Origin of the sequence: Streptomyces sp. SM18, assembly GCF_002910775.2 — a bacterium.
GTDB classification, from domain to species: Bacteria; Actinomycetota; Actinomycetes; order Streptomycetales; family Streptomycetaceae; genus Streptomyces; species Streptomyces halstedii.
In genome coordinates, this window is the sequence record NZ_CP029342.1 from 2,657,432 (window position 1) to 2,681,937 (window position 24,506).

Here is a 24,506-nt window from a genome sequence, read left to right on the forward strand (position 1 = left end):
CATGCACTCCGACATCCACGCCATGCTGCACACCTACCGCTCCACCGACCTGCGGGACGAGGCGGCCGAGGCCAGGGTTCCCGGGCCCGGTCTGCGGCACCGGATGGGCTGGACGATGGTCGAGCTGGGCCTGCGCCTCACCCAGAGCCGGCCCGTACCGGTCCGCACCGCGCACGCGGCCTGAGGTGGCGGGTCAGCGGTCGGGTACGGGCGGGCCGGGCCCACGCCACGCGCTCGGTCTGACGTGGCCGGTCAGCGGCTCGGGTGACCTTCTCGCCGCCCAGGCCGACGTGGCCGGTCAGCAGCTCGGGACCTTGCCGCCCCGGTCCAGCGCCCGCAGCGAGGACACCGCGTTCTTCAGCGTGGTGACGGGGATCAGACGCAGCCCCTCGGGCTTCTCGGCCTTGGCCTGACCGCATTCCGCCTTCGGCACCAGGAAGACGGTCGCACCGTCACGGCGGGCGGCCCGCGTCTTCAGGGACACCCCGCCGACCGCGCCGACCGTCCCGTCGGCCTCGATCGTGCCCGTACCCGCGACCGTACGCCCGCCGGTCAGATCGCCGCCCGCGCCGTCGCCCGCCAGTTTGTCGATGATGCCGAGCGCGAAGAACAGACCGGCGCTGGGGCCTCCGACGTCGGCGAGGTGGAGGGTGACGTCCACCGAACCGGGCTTCTTGTCCAGGTAGTTCAGCGCCGCCTCGACCGCGACGTTCTGCGATTCGCGCATGTCCTGGAGGTTGTGCTGCTCGATCTCCTTCTCCGAACCGCCACTCGGATAGACGGAGTCACGCGGCATGACGGCCCGGTCGGTCCGGAACCAGCCGTCGACGACGTCCCCGATACCGACGTCCGCCTTCGGCCCGGTCGCGATGATCGTCGTCATCAGCAGCTTGCCGTCGGTGGCGCGGGTCGGGGTGCCCTCGATCGTGATGACCGGCGTGCCCTTGTCGTCTCCGAGGACGTTCGCGGTCGTACCCGGCTGGGCCAGGGTGAAGGGGAGCGGGGCCAGCACCGCCGTACCGAAGAGCGCGAGGACGGGCAGGGCGCAGAGCGCGAGGGTGCGGGGGCGCGAGAGACGAGGAAGCACCCGCCCAATCTAACCGCCCGCCCGGCGCGGGGGTCCCACGTCCGGGGTGCGCCCCGGCGCGGGGAGCCGGGCGGGCGGCCCGGCCGGCTTCCCGCCCCGGTGTGGCGCCTTCGCTCAGCGCAACGCGTCCGCCACCTCCCGGGCGGCGTCGAGGACGCGCGGGCCGACCCGTTCCGGTACGGCGTCGGCGAGCATCACCACCCCCACGCTGCCCTCCACGCCCGAGACCCCGACCAGGGGGGCCGCCGCCCCGCAGGCACCGGCCTCCAGTTCGCCCTGGGTGAGGGTGTAGCCCGGGTCGTCGGCGAGTGCCTTCTGCCGGGCGGTGAGGATCGCCCGGCCCGCCGCGCCCCGGTCCAGCGCGTGCCGGAAGCCGGCGCGGTAGGCCACGTGGTAGTCGGTCCAGGTCGGCTCCACGACGGCGACCGCGAGCGCGTCGGCCCCGTCGACCAGGGTGAGGTGGGCCGTCGCCCCTATGTCCTCGGCCAGGGACCGCAGCGCGGGCAGTGCCGCCTCCCTGACGAGCGGATGCACCTGACGGCCCAGGCGGAGGACGCCCAGGCCCACTCGGGCCCGCCCGCCCAGGTCACGCCGTACGAGGGAGTGCTGTTCCAGGGTGGCGAGCAGTCGGTAGACCACGGTGCGGTTGACGCCGAGCTTGTTGGACAGTTCGGTGACGGTCAGGCCGTGATCGGTGTCGGCGAGCAGTTTGAGGACACGCAGTCCCCGGTCGAGCGTCTGGGAGGTCTCTGCGGTCACGACGCCCTCTCCCTCTGTGGTGAGTGGGGCGGATTCCTCTACGAGGTGACGGCGCCGGTCCCATCGGCGACGCACCGAGAGGCCCCCCGAGTGGCTATGGCACCGGCTGCGCACCGCGGCCACGCTGCCACGGCGCGTTCATGTTTCGGGGACATTAGCGAGCGGGTCCGCTCAGCGGAAGCCCTCGTCCAGAATCCGGTCGCCCTCCCGAGCGCGACGGTATAACCGCCGGTCAGCGCAGAACCGTCCGGAACTCGAACATCTACGCGCGTCCATGTCGGGTGACGTCTCGCGACGCTCCGTACATCACAGGTAAACCACTGTTAACTCACGGTGAAGAAATCGCGGAAAATTTTTCGGCCGCCCGGCTCTCACGAACCACCCCTCGCGCCCCGTGGGCCACACGGGCGCAGCGAGCGCCCAGGGTGAAGCCGGGCGGGTGGCCCTGCGATACGCCGTGCGGCGAGGCCTCGGCGGGAGGGCGGCCGCTTCGCCGCGAACGAGGGCCTGAGAAGGGCGCGGACGGGCCGAGGGGGCGAAACAGGAGAAATCGTGCCGCGCCGCTGCCCGGGCAGGCTCGGCCCCCGTGACGCACCTACGGGCCCGCCGGGATATCCGGAAAACAGGCATAAGTCTTCGCCGGACCGATCAACCCAATATGTGGCCAAGTACCGCGCCAACTACGCAGCGCCATTGATAGATTGATGCGCCGCATTCTATCCACATGGCGGACAAGCGCAAAGCATCGGGACTACGGGGAAGGTATCTGGCGATGGCGTGGGACGAATGGGAACAGTTGAAATCCGAGGCGGTGCATCGAAATTCGGCCAGGATGCAACTGAATCAACTGCCACCGGAAGCCGGTGGGGGGCCGCCTCCCCAGGGCGATCTGAAGGTGAACCAGAAGGACCTGGCGGAGATCGGCAATGCCGCGTTCCGGCTGTACGGAGACCTCGAAAAGGCCGGTGACCACGCCAGGGCCGCCACCCAGAAGGCCGCCGGCGGACTCAAGTCGGAGACGTTCGCCCTAGGAAGCGCGCTCGACAACGTCGCCACACGATGGATCGACCAGGTCCGCTCACTACTGGACGCCTGCGCCCACATCTCCAACCACCTCGACTTCACCAAGGGTGCGCACGCCGGGGACGAGGTCTACATCGGCACGGTCCTCAGCAACATCGACACGCTCGACAAGGGCTTCGACGAGAGGAAAGGCTCCTGATGGACCTCGACTCCCTGCGTTTCGCCAACTTCTCGGACCTGGATTCGGCCATCACCGACTGGGAACAGATGGTCACCAAGCTCAAGACTCTCCAGAACGACGCGAAGAAGGACCTCAAAGCCAAGTCGGACAAAGCGAACTGGGCGGGGGACAATGCCACCATAACCCGCACTTTCGTGGACAAGACAGCCGGAGAATTCGCCGATGCCCACACTCAGGCCGAAAGCATCACAAACATTCTCACCGACACCCGTGGGGAGCTCGTCGGCTATCGCACCCAGCTCAACGACGCCATCGGACGCGGCGAACTGAAGAACCTCACCGTCCGGGACACGGGCGAGGGCTCCTTCACCGTCACCATGAACATCCACCCCGACCGGGCGGCGAAGGGCACCACGGTGCCCGAGCACACACAGGCGGACGTCGACGCGTTCCGTGACGAGATCCAGGCCATCCTGAAAAACGCCACGGAGAGCGACACCTCAGCGGCCAAGGTTCTCAACCTCCTCGTCGAGCAGGCCGCATACGGGTTCTCCGGCGCCAAGGTCGCAGACCGGGACTCCGGCGCCAAGGCGGTGGAGGAGGCCGAGAAGATGGCAAAGATCGCCAAGAAGGACCCGCACGACGTCACACCGACCGAGCTCAACACCCTTAACACCACCCTGGCCGCCTACAAGGACAATCCCCTCTTCGCCGAGCAGTTCGCGACCCAGGTGGGGCCGAAGAAGCTCCTCCAGTTCTACGCCGGGATCGCCGACCCGTACCAGGGATACGGAACCGACCCGAAACAGTTCGAGCAGGCGAAACTACTGCAGAAGAACCTCGGCATCACGCTCGGCACCGCCACACTCTCCGACAGCGACAAGATGCAGAGCTGGGAGTCGAAGATGGTGAAGCTGGGCCCGGACAGGCTCGGCATCGACGACGCGAACGACCCGACGGGCTTCGGTGTCATGAGCAATCTCATGCGTTTCGGCGACTACGACGACCAGTTCCTCAACGACTACGGCGACAAGCTCATCGCGTACGACAAGGAACGCAACATCAAGGGCATGAGTCCCTGGATCAACAACTGGAACCAAGCGGACCTCAACTTCTACGGCAAGGACGACCGGGGCCGCGACCCGATGAACGGCTTCATGGAGGCTTTGGGCCACAACCCCGATGCCGCCACGCAGTTCTTCGCGCAGCCCGAGGGGGCGGGGGCCACGGTCGACAAGGAAAGCGAGGTGAACGAGCACCTCAAGTACCTGACCAAGGACCGCATCTGGCTGCCGGACGCGACCCTGGAGGGCAACAGCAAGACCATCGCCGGCCATGACTCCCTGGGCCATGCCCTGGAAGCGGCCACCACCGGCTACGCGTACGACTCCGACCCCATGTCCGGCAAGGACCCCATGGTCCCGGGCAACGCGGATCACCGTACGGCCGAGACGGCGGGCGTCATGGAGCAGGTAGCGTTCCTGTACGGGAGCGAAGACGGCCCCAAGATGCTGCACGAGCAGTCGCAGTTGGCAGACAGCCTGGGCAAGATGGGCGCCGCCTATATCGACGACATCGACTACAGCCTGTCGGGGGTCGGCGACCACGCGAAGGACGATGGGGCCTTCCCCGCGAAGTACGCGGGGAGGGCGAACTTCGGCGAGCAGGGAGCCATCGACTTCCTGAGCGTTCTGGGTCAGGACGAGAAGTCGCATGCCGGTGTCACCACTGCCCAACATCTGTACACACTGAGCGCGCTGGACGCCCACCCAGCGACGAGCGAAGTCGAGATCGACCGCGCGAAAGCCGCCATGATGACAGGCGCCGAGGCCAGGGGCATTCTCGACCACTCACGCGTGCAGCAGGCTGAGACGACTTACACCGCCGAATCCGAAGAGGCCAACAAGTCACTGGCCAGGTCCGGTGACTGGATCGAACTGGGCACCGGCGTGGTCGTGGGAGGAGGAATCGCCGCGATTCCACTGCCTGGGTCGACGCCGGCAGCCCTGGTCGTTGCGCCTTTGGCAGCAGAAACCGCCGGAGATGTCCTCAATACATTTGTTGGTCACCAGGTTGAGAAAGGACTTGACGGAGCGGAGAAGGACCCAACCGAACAGGCGCAGTTGACCAGCCGAAGGTTCTACCAGAAGGGCGCCAACGAACTCGGCGGCGCCTACAACGCTTACCTCGAAAGCAACCCGCAATGGGACCGGAGCAGCGAATCGAAGAACTGGGCGAGGGAGATCGAGTTCAGCTACCTCGGGACAGGGGCGGGCCAGGACGACTACCGCGGGCGTGCCCCGTACAAGGACTGACGATGAGTGGGCAGCCGTGCGTACGGAGGGGGAAGGCGTGAAGACGAGAGCGCTGTACTGGGGTGCGTGTGCAGCCCTGGTGGTGGCGATCACGGGGTGCAGCGGCGACAGCGACGAAAGGCGGGAAAAGACGCTGTCCGCGTCTCAGGTCTGCGACGGAACGCTGACCACGCCGGCTGCGGACGCGCTGGAGCGCATCGGCGGCACAGCGTCCTTCACCGAACTCGATGGCACCGATGGCGAGGGCGACCCGAACTCGTTCTCGGTGGAGCTGGCGGCGAAGCGCCTCCACAGCGAACTGGGCCGGCGCAACGAGTGCGTCCTGTACAAGGCGGGCGACCAAAGTGGGATCTACCTGCTAAAGGTGCGCTTCGAGCCTACGGAAAGCCGCCCAAACCCGGAGAGCTCTGCAAAAAATGGGAAAGGCGGCGACGATTCGGTGGCCTATCCGATCGGCCTGTACGCGTACACACCTGCGGACAGTGGCGCGTACCTCTACTTCTCCTGCCCCACGAAGGGTCCCGAAGGGGATACGCCGTACGTAATGGCCAGCATGTTCTCCTCGGAGAACCAAACGAATCCAGACAGCACCGGTAAGGACCGGATGGCCGTCCTCAACGATGTCTCCCGCGCCCTCGCCAAGGAACTGGGCTGCGCTGCCCAGGCCGAACTGCCGGCCGAGGTACCGGACCCCGCGTCCGACTGACGAGAAGATCCCACCCGGTGCGCGGCACAAACGCCTTGCGCGCCGGGTGCCGGTCTGGTGACACCGCAACTGCGTGGCCCGCTGCTGGACCTTCGTAATCCGGCCTTGGATGTGCCGGGCCGTCGCCTCCGCGCTCGGCGAACTACCACAGACTCGGCGCAGCTTCGTGCGCATTTTCCCGTAAGGACTGACTGATATGCGGAAGACACAGGTCGGCTCCCGGGCTCCGGCTTCCGGGCGGCCGACGGTCCGGGCGGCCCTATGCGTGGTGCTCGCCCTCTGTGGTGCGAGCGCGTGCAGCGACGACCAGGGGGCGGGGAAACGGCCGGATGCCCTTTCGGCGCCCCAGGTGTGCGACGGCGCGATGTCCTCGGTGGGTGCGGAGGCGCTGGACCGCATCGGAGGCACCGGACGCTTCACGGAGATCCAGATCGCCGACGACCCGGACTACCGCTGGTCGCTGAAGCAAGCTGTGAAGGACCTTCAGGCCGACTACACCGACGTGCACAAGTGCCTCCTGTACAAGGCCTCCGACAAGAGCGGTCTGCCACTCGTCACGTTCCGTTTCAGCTCCGACTCACAGCATCCCGACCCGACCGAGGACGAGGACACTGACCGGCTGCTCTTCCCGATCGGGCTGTACGCCGCGGCGGACGGGGATTTCGGCGCCAGTCTCTACTTCGCGTGCCCTGTCGAGGGCCCCAGGGGAGGAACGCCCTACGTGAAGGCGGAGATGTACAGCGCCAGGAACCAGGTGGACCCCGCGAGCACGGCCGAAGACCGGATGACCGTCCTCAACGACGTGTCCCGTGCCCTGGCCCAGGAAGCGGGCTGCGCCTCCGAGGCGAAACTGCCGGCGAGGCTGCCCGCCCCCACGTCCGGCTGACCGACGCGCCCCGGCACCGGGTGAATCGCGGCCGTCCGCTCACCGTGGGGTGCTCCGCGATCGTCGCGGAGCACCCCTCACCGGGACGCCACGGCCGGTCGGAGGCCTCACCGCATCCGCGTGGCCCACTCCTGGACCTTCGTGATCCGGTCCTGGATCTGCCCGGCCGTCGCCTCCGCGCTCGGCGGGCCGCCGCACACCCGGCGCAGCTCCGTGTGGATCACCCCGTGCGGCTTGCCGCTCTGGTGGGTGTAAGCCGAGACCATCGTGTTGAGCCGCTTGCGCAGCTCCAGCAACTGCTTGTGCGTGACCACGGGCCTGGCCTCCGCGGGCTTCTCCAGGAGGTCCGCCTCCGATGCCGGCTTCTGCCTGCTGTGCGCGATCTGCCGGGTCTGCCGCTTCTGGAGCAGCAACTGCACCTGGTCGGGTTCGAGCAGGCCCGGGATGCCCAGGTAGTCCTGCTCCTCCTCGCTGCCCGGGTGCGCCTGCATGCCGAACTCGGCGCCGTCGTACAGCACCCGGTCGAAGACCGCGTCGGACTCCAGCGCCTCGAAGGGCAGTTGGTCCTCGGTCTCCTCGTCCTCCAGCTTCTCCGCGTCCGCGAGGAGTTGGTCCTCCTCCGCGAAGGGGTTCTCCTCGTCGCTGCCCTTCTTCGGCTTGTCGAGCACATGATCGCGCTCGACCTCCATCTCGTTCGCGAAGTCGAGCAGCATCGGGATGGTCGGCAGGAACACGGACGCCGTCTCGCCGCGCCGCCGCGACCGTACGAAACGCCCCACGGCCTGGGCGAAGAAGAGCGGCGTGGAGATGGTGGTGGCGTACACGCCGACGGCGAGACGCGGCACGTCCACGCCTTCCGACACCATCCGGACCGCGACCATCCAGCGTGATCCGTCCTGGCTGAACTTGTCGATGTTCTTGGACGCGGCCTTCTCGTCGGAGAGCACCACGGTGGGACGGTCGCCGGTGATCTTCTTGAGGATCTTGGCGTACTCGCGCGCCGACTCCTGGTCCGTCGCGATGACCAGGCCGCCCGCGTCCGGGATGCCCTTGCGCACCTCGGTCAGCCGCTTGTCGGCGGCGGCCAGGACGTTGGGGATCCAGTCGCCGGTGGGCGAGAGCGCGGTGCGCCAGGCCTGCCCGATCGCGTCCTTGGTCATCGGTTCGCCGAGCCGGGCGGCGATCTCGTCACCGGCCTTGGTGCGCCAGCGCATGTTGCCGCTGTAGCTGAGGAAGATCACGGGGCGGACGACACCGTCGGCGAGCGCGTTGCCGTAGCCGTACGTGTAGTCGGCCGAGGAGCGCCGGATGCCGTCGTTGCCCTCCTCGTACGCCACGAAGGGGATCGGGTTGGTGTCGGAGCGGAACGGTGTGCCGGTGAGCGCCAGCCGCCGGGTCGCCGGGTCGAACGCCTCCTGGCAGGCCTCGCCCCAGGACTTCGAGTCGCCGGCGTGGTGAATCTCGTCGAGGATCACCAGCGTCTTGCGCTGTTCGCAGCGGTTGCGGTGCAGCATCGGGCGGACGCCGACGCCCGCGTACGTGATCGCGACCCCGTGGTACTCCTTGCTGACGGGTCCGGCGCTGTAGTCGGGGTCGAGCTTGATGCCTATCCGGGCGGCGGCCTCCGCCCACTGCTTCTTCAGGTGCTCGGTGGGCGCCACGACGGTGATCTGCTGCACCACGTGGTGGTGCAGCAGCCATGAGGCGAGGGTCAGCGCGAAGGTGGTCTTGCCGGCGCCGGGCGTCGCGACGGCGAGGAAGTCGCGTGGCTGCTCCTGGACGTACTTCTCCATGGCGCCCTGCTGCCAGGCGCGCAGCTTGCCGGCCGTCCCCCAGGGGGCGCGGCCGGGAAAGGCGGGTGAGAGGTGGTGGGAGGAGGCTGTAGTAGTCACGGTCTCCGGTTCAGGGCACTCGGGTACGTGGGGCGGCTGTCGGTACGGGCCGGGAGGGTCCGTACGCGATACGACAACCGGGCCACCCTACCGGCGCACCCGACCGGACCCGGCCCGGACCGGCCGGGGTCCGCCACGGCTGAGACGGGCCTCACAGGGAGCGGTCCGGGCGGTGAGCCGCCGACGCGGGCGGGGCCGGCCCCTGGGCGCGGCGGCCCGGCCCACGGGTGGGGCGAGGCCGGCCGACGGGTGGGGCGGGGCCGGTTCACGGGTGGGGCGGCCGGTCCACGGGTGTGGGCGAGGCCGGCCCGCGGGGTACGGGGCCGGGCGCCGGGGACGGCGACTACGGCGTCACCCGTACCCGGCCGGCCACCCACACCCCCACCGCCGCCACCACGGCCATCGGCAGGAACACCGCCGTGAACGCCCCGGGGTGCGAACCGGTCGCGCCGTCGGCCGCCGCCCCGTGCACCGCCGCGCCCACCGCACCGCCGCCGAGCGCGGCGAACGCGGCCCCGCCGCCGGTGAGCAGCAGCACGTTGGCCAGACCGTCCGAGATCTGGAGGGCGGCGGAGTTGCCCCCGGCCTCGCCCGGGGCCGACAGCTTCAGCAGCAGCACACTCGTCGAGGCGATCACCATGCCCATGCCGAAGCAGCCGACCCCCCAGACCGCCGCCAGCGTCCACACCGGCACCGCCTCGATCAGCACGGCCGGTGCCGCCGCGATGGAGAGGGTCACCAGCACCATGCCGACGACCATCAGGGACTCGCGGTGCGGCTCAAGCCGGGGGCGGGCCAGGACGTACGAGCCGAGGGCCCAGGTCAGTCCGCCAGCGGCGAGGGACAGCCCGGCCAGGGTCGGGGTCAGTCCGCGCTGGGTCACCAGCATCAGCGGGACGAACGACTCGGCGGCGATGAACGACCCGGCGGACATCCCGCGCAGCAGGATCACCGCGGGCAGCCCCCGTGTGGCCCGTACCGTCCCCCGGGGCAGCAGCCCGAGCACGGCGGGCACGAGCAGCGCGGCACCGGCCACGGCGGGCAGCAGCGAGAGCCACCGCAGGTCCTGCCCGGCGTACTGGAGCAGACCCGCGCCCAGCGAGATCCCCAGAGCGAGCCGGAGCCGCCGCCGGTCGAACGACTGAGCCCCCGCGGCGGCGTCGGCCGGGCCGGACGCCATCCGCCGGATCGCGGGCAGCGCGAGGCCGAGCGGGAGCAGGATGAGCACCGGGATGCCGACGAAGACCCAGCGCCACCCGAGGTGTTCGGTCACCGTCCCGGCGGCGAGCGGCCCGACGACGGACGGGACGATCCAGGCGGCGGAGAAGGCGGCCATGATCGCCGGACGGATCCGCTCCGGGTACGCCCGGCTTATGACGACGTACAGCGCGACGATGACGAGGCCGCCACCCACCCCCTGGACGGCCCGCCCCAGGATGAACATCCACATGCCGCCCGCCGTCCCGGAGAGCAGCAGCCCGGCGCCGAACGCCCCGATCCCCGAGGCGAGCGGCGCGAGCGGGCCGTTCCGGTCGGCCCACTGCCCGGAGAGCACCATGGCGAACAGGCTGGTGGTGAAGTACGCGGAGAAGGCGAACGCGTAGAGCGGGATGCCGTGCAGCTCGCGGGCCGCCACCGGCATCGCCGTACCGACGGCGGTCGCCTCGAAGGCGATGAGCAGCACGACGGAGACGATGCCGACGCTGAGTGCCCGGTAGGTCCGGCCGAGCACGCCCTCGGTCGGTGGGGCGGTGGTGTCGACGACGGGGACGGTGACATCGGCGTCACGGGGTTCGAGGGCGCTCATGGACCTAAGAGTAAGGGCCGAAATGCCGGGTTGACCCTGTCGATGGGGGGAGAGCGGACCCGTCCTTGGTCCTAGGTCGTGTATCGAAAACGCTGCTCGCGGTGCTCATCGGTGGCTGCGGGCAGCGCTGGATGCGCGAGCCGGGTCCTACGTGCCACCCCTCCAGCCCCAAAGGTGAACACGTTCAACGAGTCTGGCAGGGTGTCTCTCCACGGCCCACTCCTGTGGATGGCCGATGCGGGCTGAGGGTGGGAGGTCCTGATGGCTGCCGGAAGCAGGCTTCGGGTGTGGTGGGCGCCTCTCAGTGGCTTTTTGGTGGTTTTGGCTACTCTGACGGCGTGCAACCCCTATCAGTACTACGAGGGAACAGGCATCCACGACACCACGGCGGCCGAAGTCGCTGGGGGATGGGAAAACGTCGAGGGGACCCGCGTGTTGCTCCGGAAAGACGGGACTGCCCTTTTCGAGAAGCTCGACGGGCAGGACTTCGACTTCGAGGACGGCTGGCGCCTCTCCGGTAAGGGAACCTGGCAACTGACGGACGACGACGGCGGGCAGGTCGTGCGACTCGAACTGACAGCCCGGACCCGAGTGGAGAGGCGTTCCCCCTTGCCGGCCATCGACACCCCCGCTCCTGAAACCCCGTCGACGTACGCATGGTCCTTCTACGTGGATCGCGATCAGAACGACGAGTTGAAGCTGTTCTTCTTCTACGGCGATCCCGACATCGGGAATACCTACGTCATGACGCGCGAGGCAGGGTTGTAGCCATTCGTTGATCGCTGCGACCAGCACAGTCGCCTCATAGCGGACCGCCAGCTTGTCGTAGCGCGTGGCGACAGCGCGGTTCCTCTTGAGGCGGTTGATCCCGCACTCGACCGCATGGCGCTCGCGGTAGTCGACCGGGTCGAAATGCGGCGGACGGCCGCCGCGGGATCCCAGCTTCTGGCGGTTGCGTGCCTGGTCGGCCTTGCCGGGGATGGTGCGGCGGATTTCGCGGCGGCGCAAGTAAGCGCGGTTCCTGCGGGAGGCGTACGCCTTGTCGGCGCGGACCCGGTTGGAGCGGACGCGTGGCCGGCCGGGCCCGGTGTGGGGCACGCGGACCTTCTCCAGTACGGGTTCGAACTGCGGCGAGTCCCCGCGTTGCCCGGCGGTCACCACGATCGACATGGGCTTCTGGCCCTGCTCGACGGCCAGGTGCAGCTTGGTGGTGAACCCGCCGCGCGAGCATCCCAGCCCATGATCACCAGGCTCGGTGAACACGCCGCCCGGCGGCTCCTTCTGCAGGTCGCCCTGCTTCCGGGCCCGGGCCGCATGATGATGAGCGCGGCACACCGTGGAGTCGACGCTCAGGTCCCACGTGATCGCACCTTCCGCATCGGCCAGGGACTGGAGCCGGGTGAGGATCCGATGCCAGGTGCCGTTCCGCTGCCACCGGCGGAACAGGTCGTAGATTCGGCCCCACGGCCCGTACGCGACGGGCACGTCCCGCCACGGAACGCCGGTCCGGACCCGAAACCGTATCCCGTCGATCAGCTGCCGCCGAGGCCAGACCGGCGGTCGCCCCGCCCTGGCCCCCTTCGGCAACAGCGGCTCCAGCACCGCCCACTGCTCGTCCGTGAGATCTCCCCGACCCATGAACCTTGATCATCCACAGCACAAGATCCACTTTCGAAACACGCCCCAGGTCGTACGGGCGGGGCGTGAACGGCGTGTGGCAGTCGCGTTGCGGGGTGTCCCGCGCCCTTGAGGGGCGTCGCTCCGGGCCCGTACGGTCGGGAGCGCGAGGAAGGAACGCGAGAACACCCCCGACCGTGTGCCCGAGAGGCTCAGGGGCTCGACTGCAACTCGAGTTACACCGGTTCGAATCCGGTCACGGTCTCCAGCGGCCCCGGCCTGTCGGGCGGGCCGGAGACGAGAGCGGAACGCCCGCCCCCCACTGTACGGGGGCGGGTTTCTCGCGGCCGTCGCCCGTCGCGGTGCCGAGGGGCGGACTACTGCCTCGTACCGCACCCCGGGCAGAAGGCGGCACCCCCGGGCACGGTCTCGTGGCAGGAAGCGCACTGAGGGGTCTGGGCGAGGTGGTGACCGCACCCCGCGCAGAAGGCGCCACCGTGGGTCTCCGCGCTGCACTGCGGGCAGACCAACTGCCGGGGTGTGCCCACGGCGTAGCTGTTCCCGGCGTTCTGCCCGGCGGAGTAGGCGCGGTCCGACACGGAAGCGTTCAGCCCCTGTCGTCGGGCCGCCTCGGCCTCGGCGGCGGTGTCGGGGGCGCACTGCATGCAGAGGCCGAGGTCAGCGTTCCAGCACCGTCCGCAGACGTACGAGGTGCAGCGGGGACACCGGTTGAAGTGCCCCTGCGCGTTGGTGATCGCGCGCTGGAAGGCGTTGTCCCGCGCGCCGCCCCAGGTGGCACCGGCCAGCCCGTCCGCCGCGTTGCCTATGGTGTTCGCGTTCCCGCCCAGCAGGCCCCAGGCGGCGCTGGCGCCCTTGCCTATCCAGCCGGCCGCCTGGCCCGATCTGAAGGGCTCGAACTGCGAGCGCCAGGTGTCCGAGCAACGTGAACAGTGGAACTCAAACTGAAAACCCGCACCTGTTCCGTGCTGCTGCGACAGGTCGCGGTAGTTGTTGCTGAAGTAGATTTCGTCGGCCACGGCTGAACCCCACTTGTCCAATCAGTCTGTATCACCCTCATGATGGCGATGTCCGGTCACTTGGGCGAGAACAGTCAGGTCACCGTTTTGTCATCGATCCGCAGGAGGCCAGGCCCCCGCCATGGGCCAACGGCTGATCACCGGGTCCGTCAACCGCCGATCCTGGCGCGGAACGCGTCCATGGTCAGGGTCTTGTCGGCGCTCGGGAGCGTGACGGTCGTCTCCTTGCCGAAGTCCACGTACGTCGTGCTGCTCGTCCTGCCGTCGCGCGTCGACTCCAGCTTCAGCAGGTACGCGGGGTCCTTGGCGCTGACGTAGTACGTGTCCGTGGCCGATGCCGACGCGGACACCTTGACGGCGCGGGCCGGGGTGCCGTTGACCTCGGCGTCGTCGGACGGGGAGAAGCGTCCGGTCGGGGACAGGGCGAAGTACGCGTCGCAGCCCTCCCCCGACTTCGTGGTGACGTACACGTCGTCCAGGTCTGCGGGGACGGTGATCTCCTGGCCCTGCTGCTTCAGGCTCTCGGCGAAGAGGTTGGAGCTGATGTAGGTCACGCCGTCCTGGCAGTACATGCTGCCGCCGATGGTGCCGCTGATCCGGATGTGGAGGCCCTGCCGCGGGTTCCACGTCATGTTCTGGAGGGCTCCGTCGTACGCGGTCGAGGTGCCGATCGCACTGAAGGTCGTGGTGCGCATCGTCTCGTTCACGGCCTCGACGCGCGCGGCGGCCGAACCGCCGGCCGCGTCATCGGCGGGAGCGGGAGAGGACGACGCGGACGGCTCGGCCGTGGACGCGCCCTCGTCGGAGGAGTCGCCGCACGCGACCGCGCCGGCCAGGAGCAGGGCGGCCAGGGCTGCGGCGCGCAGGGGGTGGGGCATGTGAACGGTCCTTCGGCTAGGGGATGGTGACGCGCGGGCAGGCGTGGGCCGCGGCCGTCGCGTCGAGGAAGTTCTGGAACGTGGCCTTCGTGACATCCACGCTCGCGAGCCCGCGGATACCGGCGGCGCGCAGGGCTCCGTGGTAGTCGGTGTTCTCCTTCGTGGCGAAGTGCACGTCTCCGTCGGCACAGTGCAGTACCGCCTCGTCGACCCCGGCACGCCCCTTGTCGTCCGGGAGCGTCGCGGATCCGCCCCAGGCCTTCGTGGACGCCTCCACGAGATTCCGGTCCGATGTCGCGGAGAAGGACACGACCGCCTTGGCCGAGCCCGCCAGGTGCAGGTCACACGCCCATGTGCCGGGACTCGCGTCGTTCACCTGCTCCTGCCCCGGTTCGGCCCGGGAGGTGACCAGCGCATCCTTCGGCAGCACGAAGCCCGGCACCCCGCAGACGTTCTGGGCGTCCGTCGTCCGCGGGGCGGACGGGGCGGCCAGCCCGGGGGCCGCCGACAGCGACTCCGCGCCGCAGCCGGCCCGTTCGGCCACCTGCCGCGCCGAGCGGGTCAACAACCGGGCCAGACCGGCCGCGTCCACCGTCCCCTTCTCCACCTCGGCTTCCACCACCGTCATCACACCGTCGTCCTGCGGGCCGTGGACCTTGTCCCGGCAGGACGTCGGCAGGACGACGTATCCGCCGAAGTCCTCCGACACGGCACCGGTCAACCCACCCGTGAAGTAGGACCGGGAAGCGGGGTTCTTCCAGACGTGGGTGGTGAAGGGAAACGCCCCCTCCTCGGTGTGCGTCCTGACCGTCACCCGCTGGTCGCCGCCCCCGACGAAACGGCTGGTGCGCTCGACCGTGCAGGAGAAGGCGGGCCGCCGCGGATCGCCGTCCGCGCGCACCTCCGACACCCGGCCGGTGGAGCCCAGCGCGGCTTCCAGCTCCCCGCTCTCCATCCGGCCACCGCAGAACGAGTCCGCGCCGAGGAGATTCGTGTTCCACCAGAGGTACGACGAGGCGACCGCGGCGAGCGCGACCACCACCACCGAGGCGATCGCCGCCCCACGTATCGGCCTCTTCTTCCGCGCCTGGGCTTCCATGATCGTGCTTACCGGTTCCTTGCGTCGGGCCGTACCGAGGTCGGTGGTCGGTGTCCCCATGCGCTCACCAACTACGGGGACCGCAAAGACCCGTACGCTACCTGGCGCCGACCCCCCAATCGACGTCGGGGCCGGACGACCCGCACCGACCCGGCCCTCAACCGCCCCCGCCCACCTACGACTTGTGGGCCGCCACCGCCGACTGGGGGCGGATCGGGAGGCGGTTGACCGGGCGGCCCGTCGCCGCGCGGACCGCCGCGGCCACCGCTGCCGGGGACGTCACCACCGGGACCGCCGAGGCCGCCTTGGCGCCGAAGGGGGCCACCACGTCGCGTTCCTCGACCAGTTTGACGATGTGGATGTCCGGAGCGTCCAGCGATGTCGGAAGCGCGTACCCGGTGAGGTCCGGGTGGCGGATCAGACCGCGCGCCGTGCGGAGGTTCTCCGTGAGGGCGGCGCCGATGCCCTGCGTGACGCCCGCCTCGATGCGGACGGCGAGCTGGGACGGGTTGAGGACGCGGCCGACGTCCTGGGCCACGGCCATCTCGACCACCCGGACCGAGCCGAGTTCGATGTCCACGTCGACCACCGCGCGGACCGCGCAGAACGCCAGGCCGACGAAGGCGTCCCCCTGGCCCGCACCGTCGAGGGGTTCGGTCGGATGGGGGCGGCACTGGGCCGTGGCCCACAGCTCCTTGCCGTCCATCGCCTCGGTGACCGTCGTGGACAGCACCCCGTCGTACGAGGTGATCTTGCCGTCCGCGATCTGGAGCAACTCCGTGGACATGCCGAACTGGTGGGCCAGCGGCTGGAGCAGTTGCGTACGGACCATCTTGGCCGCGCGTTCCACCGCGCCGCCCGAGACCCAGGTGTGGCGGCCGTGCGTGGCCGGTCCGGCGGGGGGCTGGTCGGTGTCCACCGCGGCCACGTGGACCTCGTCGATGCCCAGGGTCTCCTGGACGATCTGGCGGGCCAGCGTGCTGAAGCCCTGGCCGGTCTCGACGGCCGCGCAGATCACCGTGGCGGCGCCGTCGTGCACCCGGACCGTGGCCGTGGAGACCTCGTCGGCGCCCTCCGCGCCGAGCATGTGCACCATGCCGAGGGCGTATCCGACGCCCCGGCGTACGGCTCCGGGCTCCCCGGCGCCCTCCGGGCCGCCCGGCAGCAGCCAGTCGTCCTCCGGAGCGTCCTTCGGCAGCGCGGGCAGCGGGAATTCCCGTACCGCTTCGAGGAGTTCGGCCACCGGGGCGGGGCAGGTCACCGTCTGGCCGGTGGGCAGGATGTCGCCGGTGGCCAGGACGTTGCGGAGGCGCAGTTCGGCGGGGTCGACGCCCAGCTTGGCGGCGAGCTTGTCCATCTGGCCCTCGTAGGCCGCGCAGACCTGCATGGCGCCCTCGCCGCGTACATGGCCGGAGGGCGGGTTGTTCGTCCGGACCACCCAGCCCTCGATGAACGCGTGCGGCACCACGTACGGCCCGCAGGCGAACGCCACCGCGGCGGCCAGGGATTCGGAGGAGGAGTCGGCGTACGCGCCGGCGTCGAGGAGGATCTGGGCCTCGACCTTGACGAGCCGGCCCTCGGCGTCCGCGTGGTGGCGGTAGCGCAGCAGGGTGGGGTGGCGGTGGGCGTGGCCGAGGAAGGACTCCTCGCGTGTCGCGGCCAGTTTGACCGGGCAGCCGGTGCGCAGGGCGAGCAGTCCGAGCGGGATCTGGAAGCCCGGGTCCTCACGGTCGCCGGTCGCGCCCGGGACGCCGGTCACGACGACCTTGACCCGGTCGGGCTCCAGGCCGAAGCAGGCGGCCGCCAGGTCACGGTCGGTGTGCGGGTCGGTGGAGGCCGTGTAGAGCTCGACGCCGCCGTCCGGGCGCGGCACGGCGAGGCCGGCCTCGGCGCCGATCGGGGCCGGGTCCTGGCGGCCGATGCGGTACAGGCCCTCGACGATGATCTCGCCCACCGCGTCCGGGTCGCCGTAGCGCAGCGGGATGTGCCGGATCAGGTTGCCGTCGGGGTGCAGGGGTTCGGCGACGAAGGCCTTCTCCGGGTCGGTGACCGGTTCGAGCACCTCGTACTCGACGGTGATGGCCGCGGCGGCCAGCCGGGCCGTGTCGGGGTGGTCGGCGGCGACGGCGGCGATGGCCTCGCCGTGGTGCCGTACGAGGTCGGCGGCGAAGACCGGGCGGTCCACGACCCGCCGGCCGTACGCGCTGTCCCCGGGGATGTCCTCGTGCGTGACGACGGCCCGCACCCCGGGCATCGCGGCGGCGGCCGTCGTGTCGATCGACAGGATGCGCGCGTGCGGGTGCGGGGAGCGCAGCAGGGCCGCCCACAGCAGTCCCTCGGCCCACAGGTCGGCGGCGTACGGGAACGTGCCCTCGGTCTTGGCGCGGGCGTCGGCCGGCGGCAGCGAGGCGCCCAGGCCGTGGGCGGGCGGCTCCTGGTCGGGGCCGGTGCCCTCGGCCCGCGGCGCGGTGTGGGTGGTGCCGGTCGCGGTGGCTGCGTCGCTGGTCACGCCGCCTCCTTGTCGTTCGCCCCGCTGCGGTTGCGGCTGGTGGTGGTGTGGGTGACCGGGTGTGCGGGGGACGCGGTTCTCACCGGGCGTCTCCCTCGTGCGGGTGGGCCTGGACGCTGCCCGCGCCGGGCGCCGCCTGGTGCGGGATACGGGGCTCGTCGGCCTCCGGGACGGCGGTGTCGCGGCTCGCGACGACCTCGCGTACGGCGTCGAGCACGCCCCGGTAGCCGGAGCAGCGGCAGAGGTTGCCGCAGAGCGCCTGCCGGGTCTCCAGCTCGCTGGGGGCGTGGTTGCCCTCCAGCAGGTCGTGGACGGTCATGGCCATCCCGGGGATGCAGAAGCCGCACTGGACGGCTCCGCGCGCGGCCAGGGCGCGCTGGATGTCCGAGGGTTCGCCGTTCACGGCCAGGCCCTCGACCGTACGGACCTCGCTGCCCGCGGCGGTGGCGGCGGGGACGAGGCAGGAGGCCACCAGGCGGCCGTCCACCTGGACGTTGCAGGCGCCGCACTCGCCCTGGGAGCAGCCGTCCTTGGCGCCCGCGAGACCGAGGCGTTCGCGGAGCACGTAGAGCAGCGACTCCCCGATCCAGGCGTCGCTGACGGGGCGGTCCACGCCGTTCACGTGCAGGACGTACGAGGCGGAGGCGTGCGCGCTGGGTACGTCGGCGGGGGCGGCGGGCTCGGCCGGTTCCGCTGAGACGGCCGGGTCTGCCGGGTCCGTCGCTTCGGCCGGGTCCGCGGCTTCGGCCGGGGCCGACGACTCGGCCGGTTCCGTCGACTCGGACAGGTCGGTCGGTTCCGTCGGCCCGGTCGGCTCGGTGGTGGGCCCGGGAAGCGGGTCCGCGCCTGTGCCCCCCGGGGCCGTCCCCGGCTCGGCCGCCGGGTCCGTCCGGTCCACCGGCTCCGGGTGGGGCGGTTCGGCGGGGTGTGACGAGGGCTCGGGGAATCCGGTGGGCTCCTGGGATGCCCCTGGGGCCTCGGCGTGCTCCGGACGGAACGCCCCCGGGGGCTCCTCGTCCCGGGTGTGTGTACCGGAGTGACCAGGCGCACCGTCCTGACCAACAGGCACACCGTCCTGATGTCCGGGCACACCGTCCTGATGTCCGGGCACACCGTCCTGATGTCCGGGCACACCGTCCTGGCGCACGGACCCACCGTCCCGCCCGGCGTACCCGTCCGCCGCGCCAGGCTCGGCGTACCCGGTCGGCGCGCCGCGCTCGGCGTGTCCGGCCGAGGTGTCCGCTCCAGGCCCGGCGGCCTCCCGGGCGCCCGGGGTGTCCTGGGTGCTCTGGGTGTGCTCGGCCCACGGTGCCGGGGCGCCGCCCGGCAGCGTCGCCGGGGCGGTGTCGGAGTACCACGGGGAGGCGGGCGCCGAAGCCGTGAACTCGCCCGAGTCCTCCGGGAGGTCACCGTCGACCACCGGGATCGTCCACTGCCCGGAGTGCCCGCCGGGCACGGCGGCCTCCGTGTGCCCCGGGAGCCCGCCGGGACCGGCCGCGGTGCTGTGGTCCGACGCCACGGGGTGCTCGGTGTGGTGCCCGGGGTGCTCCGTGCGGGGCCCGGCGGGCTCGGCGCGGTGCTCGGCCTGGCCGCCGGGGTGCTCGGCGGGCCCGGTGTGGTGCTCGGTCGGCGGGACGGCCTCGGTGAAGTTCCACTGGGCCGTCGTGGACGAGGTCTGTCCGTATCCGGGCGAGGTGTCCTGGTACGCCTGCGGGTAGTGCTGCTGCCCGTACGGTTCCCGCTGGTTGGGGTCCGGCCAGTGCACCGCCTCCGGGGCGGCGGTGCCCGCGTCGGCGGCCTCCGCGGCCCGCTCCTGCTGGCTCCGGGTCTGCGTGACCCAGCTGCCGGTGGCCGCCGGGTCCAGTCCGGCCGCCGGGGTCAGCGGCAGGATCATCGGCGGTACGTAGCCGTGGCCGGGTGCGGCCAGCGGGTCGCTCCCGAGGCTCGCCAGGTCGTCCGGGTCCAGGTGGACGAAGGCGGTGGCCTCGGCGTCGTACTCGCCGCCCTGCGGGGTCGGCTGCCAGCCGGCGTAGGGGTCCGACGGCCCGTGCCGCTGCTCGGGGTTCTCCTCATTGCTCACGACAGTGCCCTCCCCAGCGCGCGTCGGGCGAGCGCGGCGACCGTGCGCCGCAGATGGAGGACGGCGGGGGACAGCGGTGGTGCCTCTCCCCCGTCGTCCGGTGGTGCCTGGTCCGGGACGCAGGCGGCGGCGACGTACTCGCCGAAGGCGGCCAGCGCGTCGGGGGCCAGGCCCCGTTCGCCGTCCCAGTCGATCAGGGAGGCGATCCAGCGTTCGGCCTCCAGCGGCCGCAGCGGCATCGGGGCGATCGCGCCGACCGCGCAGCGCACCCCGCGCCTGGCCGGGTCCAGGACGACGGCGACCGAGGCGGTGGCGCGGCCCGGACCGGTGCGTCCGGTCGCCTTGAGGAAGACCTGCGGGGCGTGCAGCAGCGGTACGCGGACGAAGCCGATCAGCTCCGCGGGCTCCAGCAGCTCACGTCCGGCCAGCAGATGGGAGACGGGGATCTCGCGGCGGGCGCCGTCCGGGCCCACGATGACGAGTTCGGCCTCCAGGGCCGCCAGCACCGGCAGGGTGTCGCCGGTCGGGGCCGCGGAGGCGATGTTGCCGCCGAGGGTGCCGGCGTTGCGGATCTGGGGCGGGCCGGCGGCGCGCGCGGAGGCGGCCAGGGCGGGGATCAGGGCGGCGAAGTCGGGCCGCCCCATGCGGGCGTGGGTGAGACCCGCGCCCAGCAGGGCGTGGCCGTCCTGGTAGTGCCAGCCGCGCAGCTCGCTGATCCGGCCCAGGCCGACCAGCCCCGCGGGGCGCAGCAGGCCCTTGTTGACGGCCGCCATGAGGTCCGTGCCCCCGGCGACCGGTACGGCGGCGGGCATGGCGCCGAGAGCCGCCACGGCCTCGTCGAGCGTGGCCGGCAGCGTCACCGGCTGTGTCGCCTGCGGTGCGTGCGTGGTCAACCCAGCTGCCCCTTCCCGGTGTCCCGGCAGTCCCGCCTGTCCGCCGTACGGTACGTGCTCACGGCCGGGACGTGGCAACTCTGGCACATCTTCGGGACGGACCGACGCGAGGGTCCGCGAAGGACACGTCCGCCCCCGACCTGAAGGTAAATCACCTTTCGGAGGTGCGCCGGGCACCGTACGAATTGCCGCTCTTCAGCGAGTTCGTACGACTTATTCGGTTCACGTACCGCGGGAAGGCGACGGGCGCCCCGGGAAGGGGCCGGGTCTCACACGTGCGGAGGCGGTCCCTCGATCGGGCGACCCAGGATGCCGGGCCGCCGTTGCCACGGGAGCGGGCCGCCGGGCGGCCGGTAGTCGACACCCAGGGCGTCGAGCCGCGCGTAGTGCTCGCTCATCCGGCGTTCGAAACCGGCGAAGTCCCGCTCGTCCGGGGCCGGGAGCGGCGACCAGGCGACCTCGGCGAGGGCGGCGAGGCGCGGGAAGACCTGGTAGTCGACGCGGGCCCGGTTCTGCATGACCTCGGTCCAGACGTTGGCCTGGGTGCCGATGACGTGGGCGGCCGCCTCCTCGGAGAGCTGCGGGGGGACGGGCTCGAAGCGGTAGACGTCCTCCAGGGTGCGTACGTATCCGATGGGCATCGGCTCGTCGGGCCCGCCGTCCTGGCGGTGGTCCAGATAGACCTGCTGCTCGGGGCACATCACGACGTCGTGCCCGGCCTCGGCCGCGGCGACCCCGCCCGCGTAACCGCGCCACGAGGAGATCGCGGCGCCTTCGGCGAGCCCGCCTTCGAGGATTTCGTCCCAGCCGATGAGACGGCGTCCCCGGGCGGTCAGCCAGGTGTCGAAGTGCCGGATGAACCAGGACTGGAGCTCGTCCTCGTCACTCAGGCCGAGTTCGGCGATCCGGGCCTGTGCGGCCGGTGACACCTTCCACTGGTCCTTGAGGCATTCGTCTCCACCGATATGGATGAACGGCGAGGTGTCGGCGGGGAAGAGTTCGAGCAGCTCCTCGAAGACCCCTTCGAAGAAACGCAGGGTGGTGTCAGTGGGGGCGAGTACGTTCGGGTTGATGCCCCAGGTGTCCCACACGGAAAGGGTGGTGGTGTCGATGACGTCGGTGTTGCCGAGTTCGGGATACGCGCTGATGGCCGCCTGCGAGTGCCCCGGGATGTCGATTTCGGGGACGACCCGGATATGCCGCGCGGCGGCGTAGGCGACGATTTCGCGGATGTCGTCCTGGGTGTAGAAGCCGCCGTGCGGGGTCTCGTCCCAGAGTTCGGAGGCGCGGTGGCCGTATTTGCTGCGGGCACGCCAGGAGGCGGTCTCGGTGAGCCGGGGGTGGCGCTTGATCTCGACGCGCCAGCCCTGGTCGTCGGTGAGGTGGAAGTGGAAGACGTTGAGTTTGTGGGCGGCGAGCAGATCGAGGTAGCGCAGGACGTCGTCCTTGCTCATGAAGTGCCGTGCCACGTCGAGCATCATGCCGCGCCAGCCGAAGCGCGGGGCGTCCTCGATCTCCAGGAAGGGGACGGGCCGGACCGGACCGGAGGCGACGGGCGCCCGCCGGAACGCCTCGGGTCCCAGGAGCTGGCGGAGGGTCTGCGCCCCCCAGAACACCCCGGCGGGGTCCCCTCCGGTGATCCGCACACCCGTCTCGGGGGCCACCGTGAGCTGGTAGGCCTCGGGGGCGAGGGCCGGGTCCACGCGCAGTTCGACGGTGTTGCCGGTGGCCTCGTCCCCGGGGCGCGCGGGCGCGAGGGGCAGTCCGAGGGAGGCGCCGAGGGAGGACCGGAGCCAGCGCTCGGCCGTCCCGGTGCCCGGCCCCGCGAGGAGGGTGGTGGAGTGGTCCGGGAGGAATCCGGTCCCCTGGTCGTTTCCGTCGACGCGCACGGGCGCCGGAACAAGGTTGTCCACGTCAGTCCTTTACCGCTCCGCCCAGTCCGGAGACCAGACGGCGCTGTACGAGTACGAAGAAGACCAGGACGGGAATGGTCATCACCGTCGAGGCCGCCATGATCCCTCCCCAGTCGTTCTCGTCGGGTTTGAAGAAGACCAGCAGCGCCATGGGAAGCGTCGACTGGGAGGTGTCGCTGATGATGAACGACTTGGCGAACAGGAAGTCGTTCCAGGTCGAGATGAAGGAGAAGACGCTGGTCGCCACGAGCCCCGGGAAGACGAGCGGGAAGAGGATCTGCCACAGGAAGCGGGTGCGGCTCGCCCCGTCGATGTAGGCGGCCTCCTCCAGCGCTTCCGGGACGGCCTTGACGAAGCCGCGCAGCATCCAGATCGCGAACGGCAGCGAGAAGGCCAGATGGGGCAGGATCAGCGATCCCAGGGTGTTCAGCTGGCCGAAGTCCCGCATGAGGAAGAACAGCGGGATGGTGAGGGCCTCGACCGGCACCATCTGGGCCACCAGGAACATGATCAGCAGGGTGGTGCGGAATCTGAAGCGGAACCGGGTCACGGCCGTCGCGGCGAGAAACGCGATCAGCGCGGAGGCGATGACGACGGTTCCGGCGACGGTCAGGCTGTTGAGGAAATAGCGCCCGAAGTCCTGTTGTTCGAAGACCCGCCGGAACGAGTCGAGCGACGGTGCCAGGGTCCAGGGCCGGGCCTCGGTGGACTGGATCTCACCGGCCGGTTTGAACGCGGAGAGCACCATCCAGTACAGCGGGAAGGCGACCGCGGCGGCGATGACGAGTGCGGCCGCCTCCGCCGCCAGCCTGCCGGGCCGGCGGACGCGCAGCGGTGTGCGTGTGCTCACAGTTCCTCCCCCTGGCGTCGCACCAGGCGCAGATAGACCAGCGTCACGGCCAGCAGGATCACCAGCATCACGACGCCGATGGCCGAGCCGAGGCTGTACTGCGAGGACGCGAACGCCTTCTGGTACGCGTACACGTTGAGCACCAGGTTCTGGCCGGCGATGCCTCCGCCGTTGGTCATGACGTAGATCTGGGTGAAGACCTTGAAGTCCCAGATGATCGACTGGATGGTGACGACGATCAGGATCGGCCGCAGCATCGGTGCCATGACCGACCGCCAGATCCGCCACTGCGAGGCACCGTCCAGCGAGGCCGCCTCCAGCACCTCGGTGGGGATGGCGCGGATGCCCGCGTAGACGGTCACCATCACGAACGGGAACGAGCACCAGAGCACTTCGAGCAGGACCAGGGCGAAGGCGCTGTACCGCCCGTACGTCCAGGAGAAGTCGCCGAGGCCGAGCACCTTGTTGACGGGGCCGAAGTCCGGGTCGAAGAGGAAGACCCAGACGGTCGAGCCGGTGATCGCCGGGGTCGCCCAGGCGCCCAGCGCCGCCATCATCAGGACGAGCCGGGGCAGGGCCCGGACGCGGGTCAGCAGGACGGCCAGGGCGCAGCCGACGAACAGGGTGGCCAGCACACAGGTGGCCGCGAAGACCACCGTGGCCAGCAGCACCTGCCAGAACTGACTGTCCCCGAGGAGGTCCGCGTAGTTGTCGAAACCCACGAAGGTGGTCGGTTCGCCGCCGCTGACCTGTGCCTGGGTGTACTCCAGGAAGGAGATCAGGCCCAGTTGGTAGATCGGGTAGACGAGGAGGCCGCCGAGCGTGACCAGGGCGGGCAGCAGATAGAGCCAGGGGGTCCAGCCCGAGCGCCGGAGGGGCGACCCCCGGCGCCGGGGCGGGCGGGCCGGCGTGCCGCCCGCCCCGCCCGCCCCGGTCGTCTCGGGGGCCTTGTACGCCGTTGTGTTCGCGGTCAT

Annotated in this window: 19 protein-coding genes, 1 tRNA gene and 1 pseudogene; 7 read left to right on the plus strand and 14 right to left on the minus strand. The window is 70.6% G+C overall.

The annotated features are described in order from the left end of the window. Position 1 precedes the first annotated feature (1 nt). Positions 2-184, plus strand: a complete 183-nt coding sequence (locus B9S64_RS11735) for a hypothetical protein (RefSeq protein ID WP_093529962.1) — start codon at positions 2-4, stop codon at positions 182-184. A gap of 114 nt (positions 185-298) precedes the next feature. Here B9S64_RS11735 and B9S64_RS11740 read toward each other — a convergent pair whose 3' ends face one another. Together B9S64_RS11740 and B9S64_RS11745 are read right to left on the minus strand one after the other, a co-directional pair. Then, on the minus strand, positions 299-1,087 hold the full coding sequence (locus B9S64_RS11740) for a S16 family serine protease (protein ID WP_103488995.1): 789 nt from the start codon (positions 1,085-1,087) through the stop codon (positions 299-301). 114 nt (positions 1,088-1,201) lie between these two features. After that, positions 1,202-1,846: an IclR family transcriptional regulator gene (locus B9S64_RS11745; RefSeq protein ID WP_028442794.1), complete on the minus strand. Its 645-nt coding sequence runs from the start codon at positions 1,844-1,846 to the stop codon at positions 1,202-1,204. 895 nt (positions 1,847-2,741) lie between these two features. On the opposite strand from B9S64_RS11745, the gene B9S64_RS11750 reads away from it, so the two are divergent. The 4 genes from B9S64_RS11750 to B9S64_RS11765 all read left to right on the plus strand — a co-directional run bounded on the left by B9S64_RS11750 (position 2,742) and on the right by B9S64_RS11765 (position 6,957). After that, on the plus strand, positions 2,742-3,068 hold the full coding sequence (locus tag B9S64_RS11750; protein ID WP_308460737.1) for a hypothetical protein: 327 nt from the start codon (positions 2,742-2,744) through the stop codon (positions 3,066-3,068). Continuing rightward, positions 3,068-5,365 (plus strand): DUF6571 family protein, encoded by a 2,298-nt coding sequence (locus B9S64_RS11755; protein ID WP_103488997.1) that lies wholly within the window; start codon positions 3,068-3,070, stop codon positions 5,363-5,365. Before B9S64_RS11750 ends, B9S64_RS11755 begins: the two co-directional genes overlap by 1 nt. A gap of 37 nt (positions 5,366-5,402) precedes the next feature. After that, a complete protein-coding gene (locus B9S64_RS11760; protein WP_103488998.1) occupies positions 5,403-6,071 on the plus strand; it encodes a hypothetical protein in 669 nt (222 codons plus the stop codon). Between the two features lie 196 nt (positions 6,072-6,267). Beyond that, the gene (locus B9S64_RS11765; protein ID WP_146060048.1) at positions 6,268-6,957 is read left to right on the plus strand and encodes a hypothetical protein; all 690 of its coding nucleotides are present in this window, start codon (positions 6,268-6,270) and stop codon (positions 6,955-6,957) included. A 107-nt stretch (positions 6,958-7,064) separates the two neighbouring features. Here B9S64_RS11765 and B9S64_RS11770 read toward each other — a convergent pair whose 3' ends face one another. Beyond that, on the minus strand, positions 7,065-8,849 hold the full coding sequence (locus B9S64_RS11770) for a DEAD/DEAH box helicase (protein WP_037631963.1): 1,785 nt from the start codon (positions 8,847-8,849) through the stop codon (positions 7,065-7,067). Between the two features lie 343 nt (positions 8,850-9,192). Beyond that, positions 9,193-10,656: an MFS transporter gene (locus B9S64_RS11775; protein WP_109492037.1), complete on the minus strand. Its 1,464-nt coding sequence runs from the start codon at positions 10,654-10,656 to the stop codon at positions 9,193-9,195. 261 nt (positions 10,657-10,917) lie between these two features. On the opposite strand from B9S64_RS11775, the gene B9S64_RS11780 reads away from it, so the two are divergent. Next, positions 10,918-11,424 carry a hypothetical protein gene (locus B9S64_RS11780; protein ID WP_103492231.1) on the plus strand — a complete coding sequence of 169 codons (507 nt, stop codon included), beginning with the start codon at positions 10,918-10,920 and terminating at the stop codon, positions 11,422-11,424. Here the strand turns inward: B9S64_RS11780 and B9S64_RS11785 are convergent. Then, positions 11,419-12,294: pseudogene (locus B9S64_RS11785) on the minus strand (IS5 family transposase); the annotation flags it as partial. The gene B9S64_RS11780 and the pseudogene B9S64_RS11785 overlap by 6 nt on opposite strands. A gap of 172 nt (positions 12,295-12,466) precedes the next feature. Here B9S64_RS11785 and B9S64_RS11790 point away from each other — a divergent pair. After that, a tRNA-Cys gene (locus B9S64_RS11790) sits at positions 12,467-12,541 on the plus strand. 109 nt (positions 12,542-12,650) lie between these two features. On the opposite strand, the gene B9S64_RS11795 is transcribed toward B9S64_RS11790, so the two are convergent. The 9 genes from B9S64_RS11795 to B9S64_RS11835 form a co-directional block, all read right to left on the minus strand. Next, positions 12,651-13,310, minus strand: coding sequence for a hypothetical protein (locus tag B9S64_RS11795; protein WP_103492230.1), 660 nt, complete (start codon positions 13,308-13,310; stop codon positions 12,651-12,653). Between the two features lie 149 nt (positions 13,311-13,459). Beyond that, entirely contained in the window at positions 13,460-14,188 is a 729-nt protein-coding gene (locus B9S64_RS11800; protein WP_103492229.1) for a hypothetical protein, read from the minus strand. 16 nt (positions 14,189-14,204) lie between these two features. Continuing rightward, entirely contained in the window at positions 14,205-15,347 is a 1,143-nt protein-coding gene (locus tag B9S64_RS11805; RefSeq protein ID WP_103492228.1) for a hypothetical protein, read from the minus strand. A 115-nt stretch (positions 15,348-15,462) separates the two neighbouring features. After that, complete coding sequence (locus B9S64_RS11810) at positions 15,463-17,796, minus strand: xanthine dehydrogenase family protein molybdopterin-binding subunit (RefSeq protein ID WP_103492227.1); 2,334 nt, start codon at positions 17,794-17,796, stop codon at positions 15,463-15,465. A 79-nt stretch (positions 17,797-17,875) separates the two neighbouring features. Next, complete coding sequence (locus B9S64_RS11815) at positions 17,876-19,876, minus strand: 2Fe-2S iron-sulfur cluster-binding protein (protein WP_109492038.1); 2,001 nt, start codon at positions 19,874-19,876, stop codon at positions 17,876-17,878. Then, a complete protein-coding gene (locus B9S64_RS11820) occupies positions 19,873-20,769 on the minus strand; it encodes a xanthine dehydrogenase family protein subunit M (RefSeq protein ID WP_103492225.1) in 897 nt (298 codons plus the stop codon). The genes B9S64_RS11815 and B9S64_RS11820 overlap by 4 nt, the downstream gene beginning before the upstream one ends. Before the next feature lie 269 nt (positions 20,770-21,038). Further along, the gene (locus B9S64_RS11825; protein ID WP_103492224.1) at positions 21,039-22,682 is read right to left on the minus strand and encodes a beta-N-acetylhexosaminidase; all 1,644 of its coding nucleotides are present in this window, start codon (positions 22,680-22,682) and stop codon (positions 21,039-21,041) included. A gap of 1 nt (position 22,683) precedes the next feature. Then, complete coding sequence (locus tag B9S64_RS11830; RefSeq protein WP_103492223.1) at positions 22,684-23,532, minus strand: carbohydrate ABC transporter permease; 849 nt, start codon at positions 23,530-23,532, stop codon at positions 22,684-22,686. Beyond that, a complete protein-coding gene (locus B9S64_RS11835) occupies positions 23,529-24,506 on the minus strand; it encodes a carbohydrate ABC transporter permease (RefSeq protein WP_109492039.1) in 978 nt (325 codons plus the stop codon). The genes B9S64_RS11830 and B9S64_RS11835 overlap by 4 nt, the downstream gene beginning before the upstream one ends.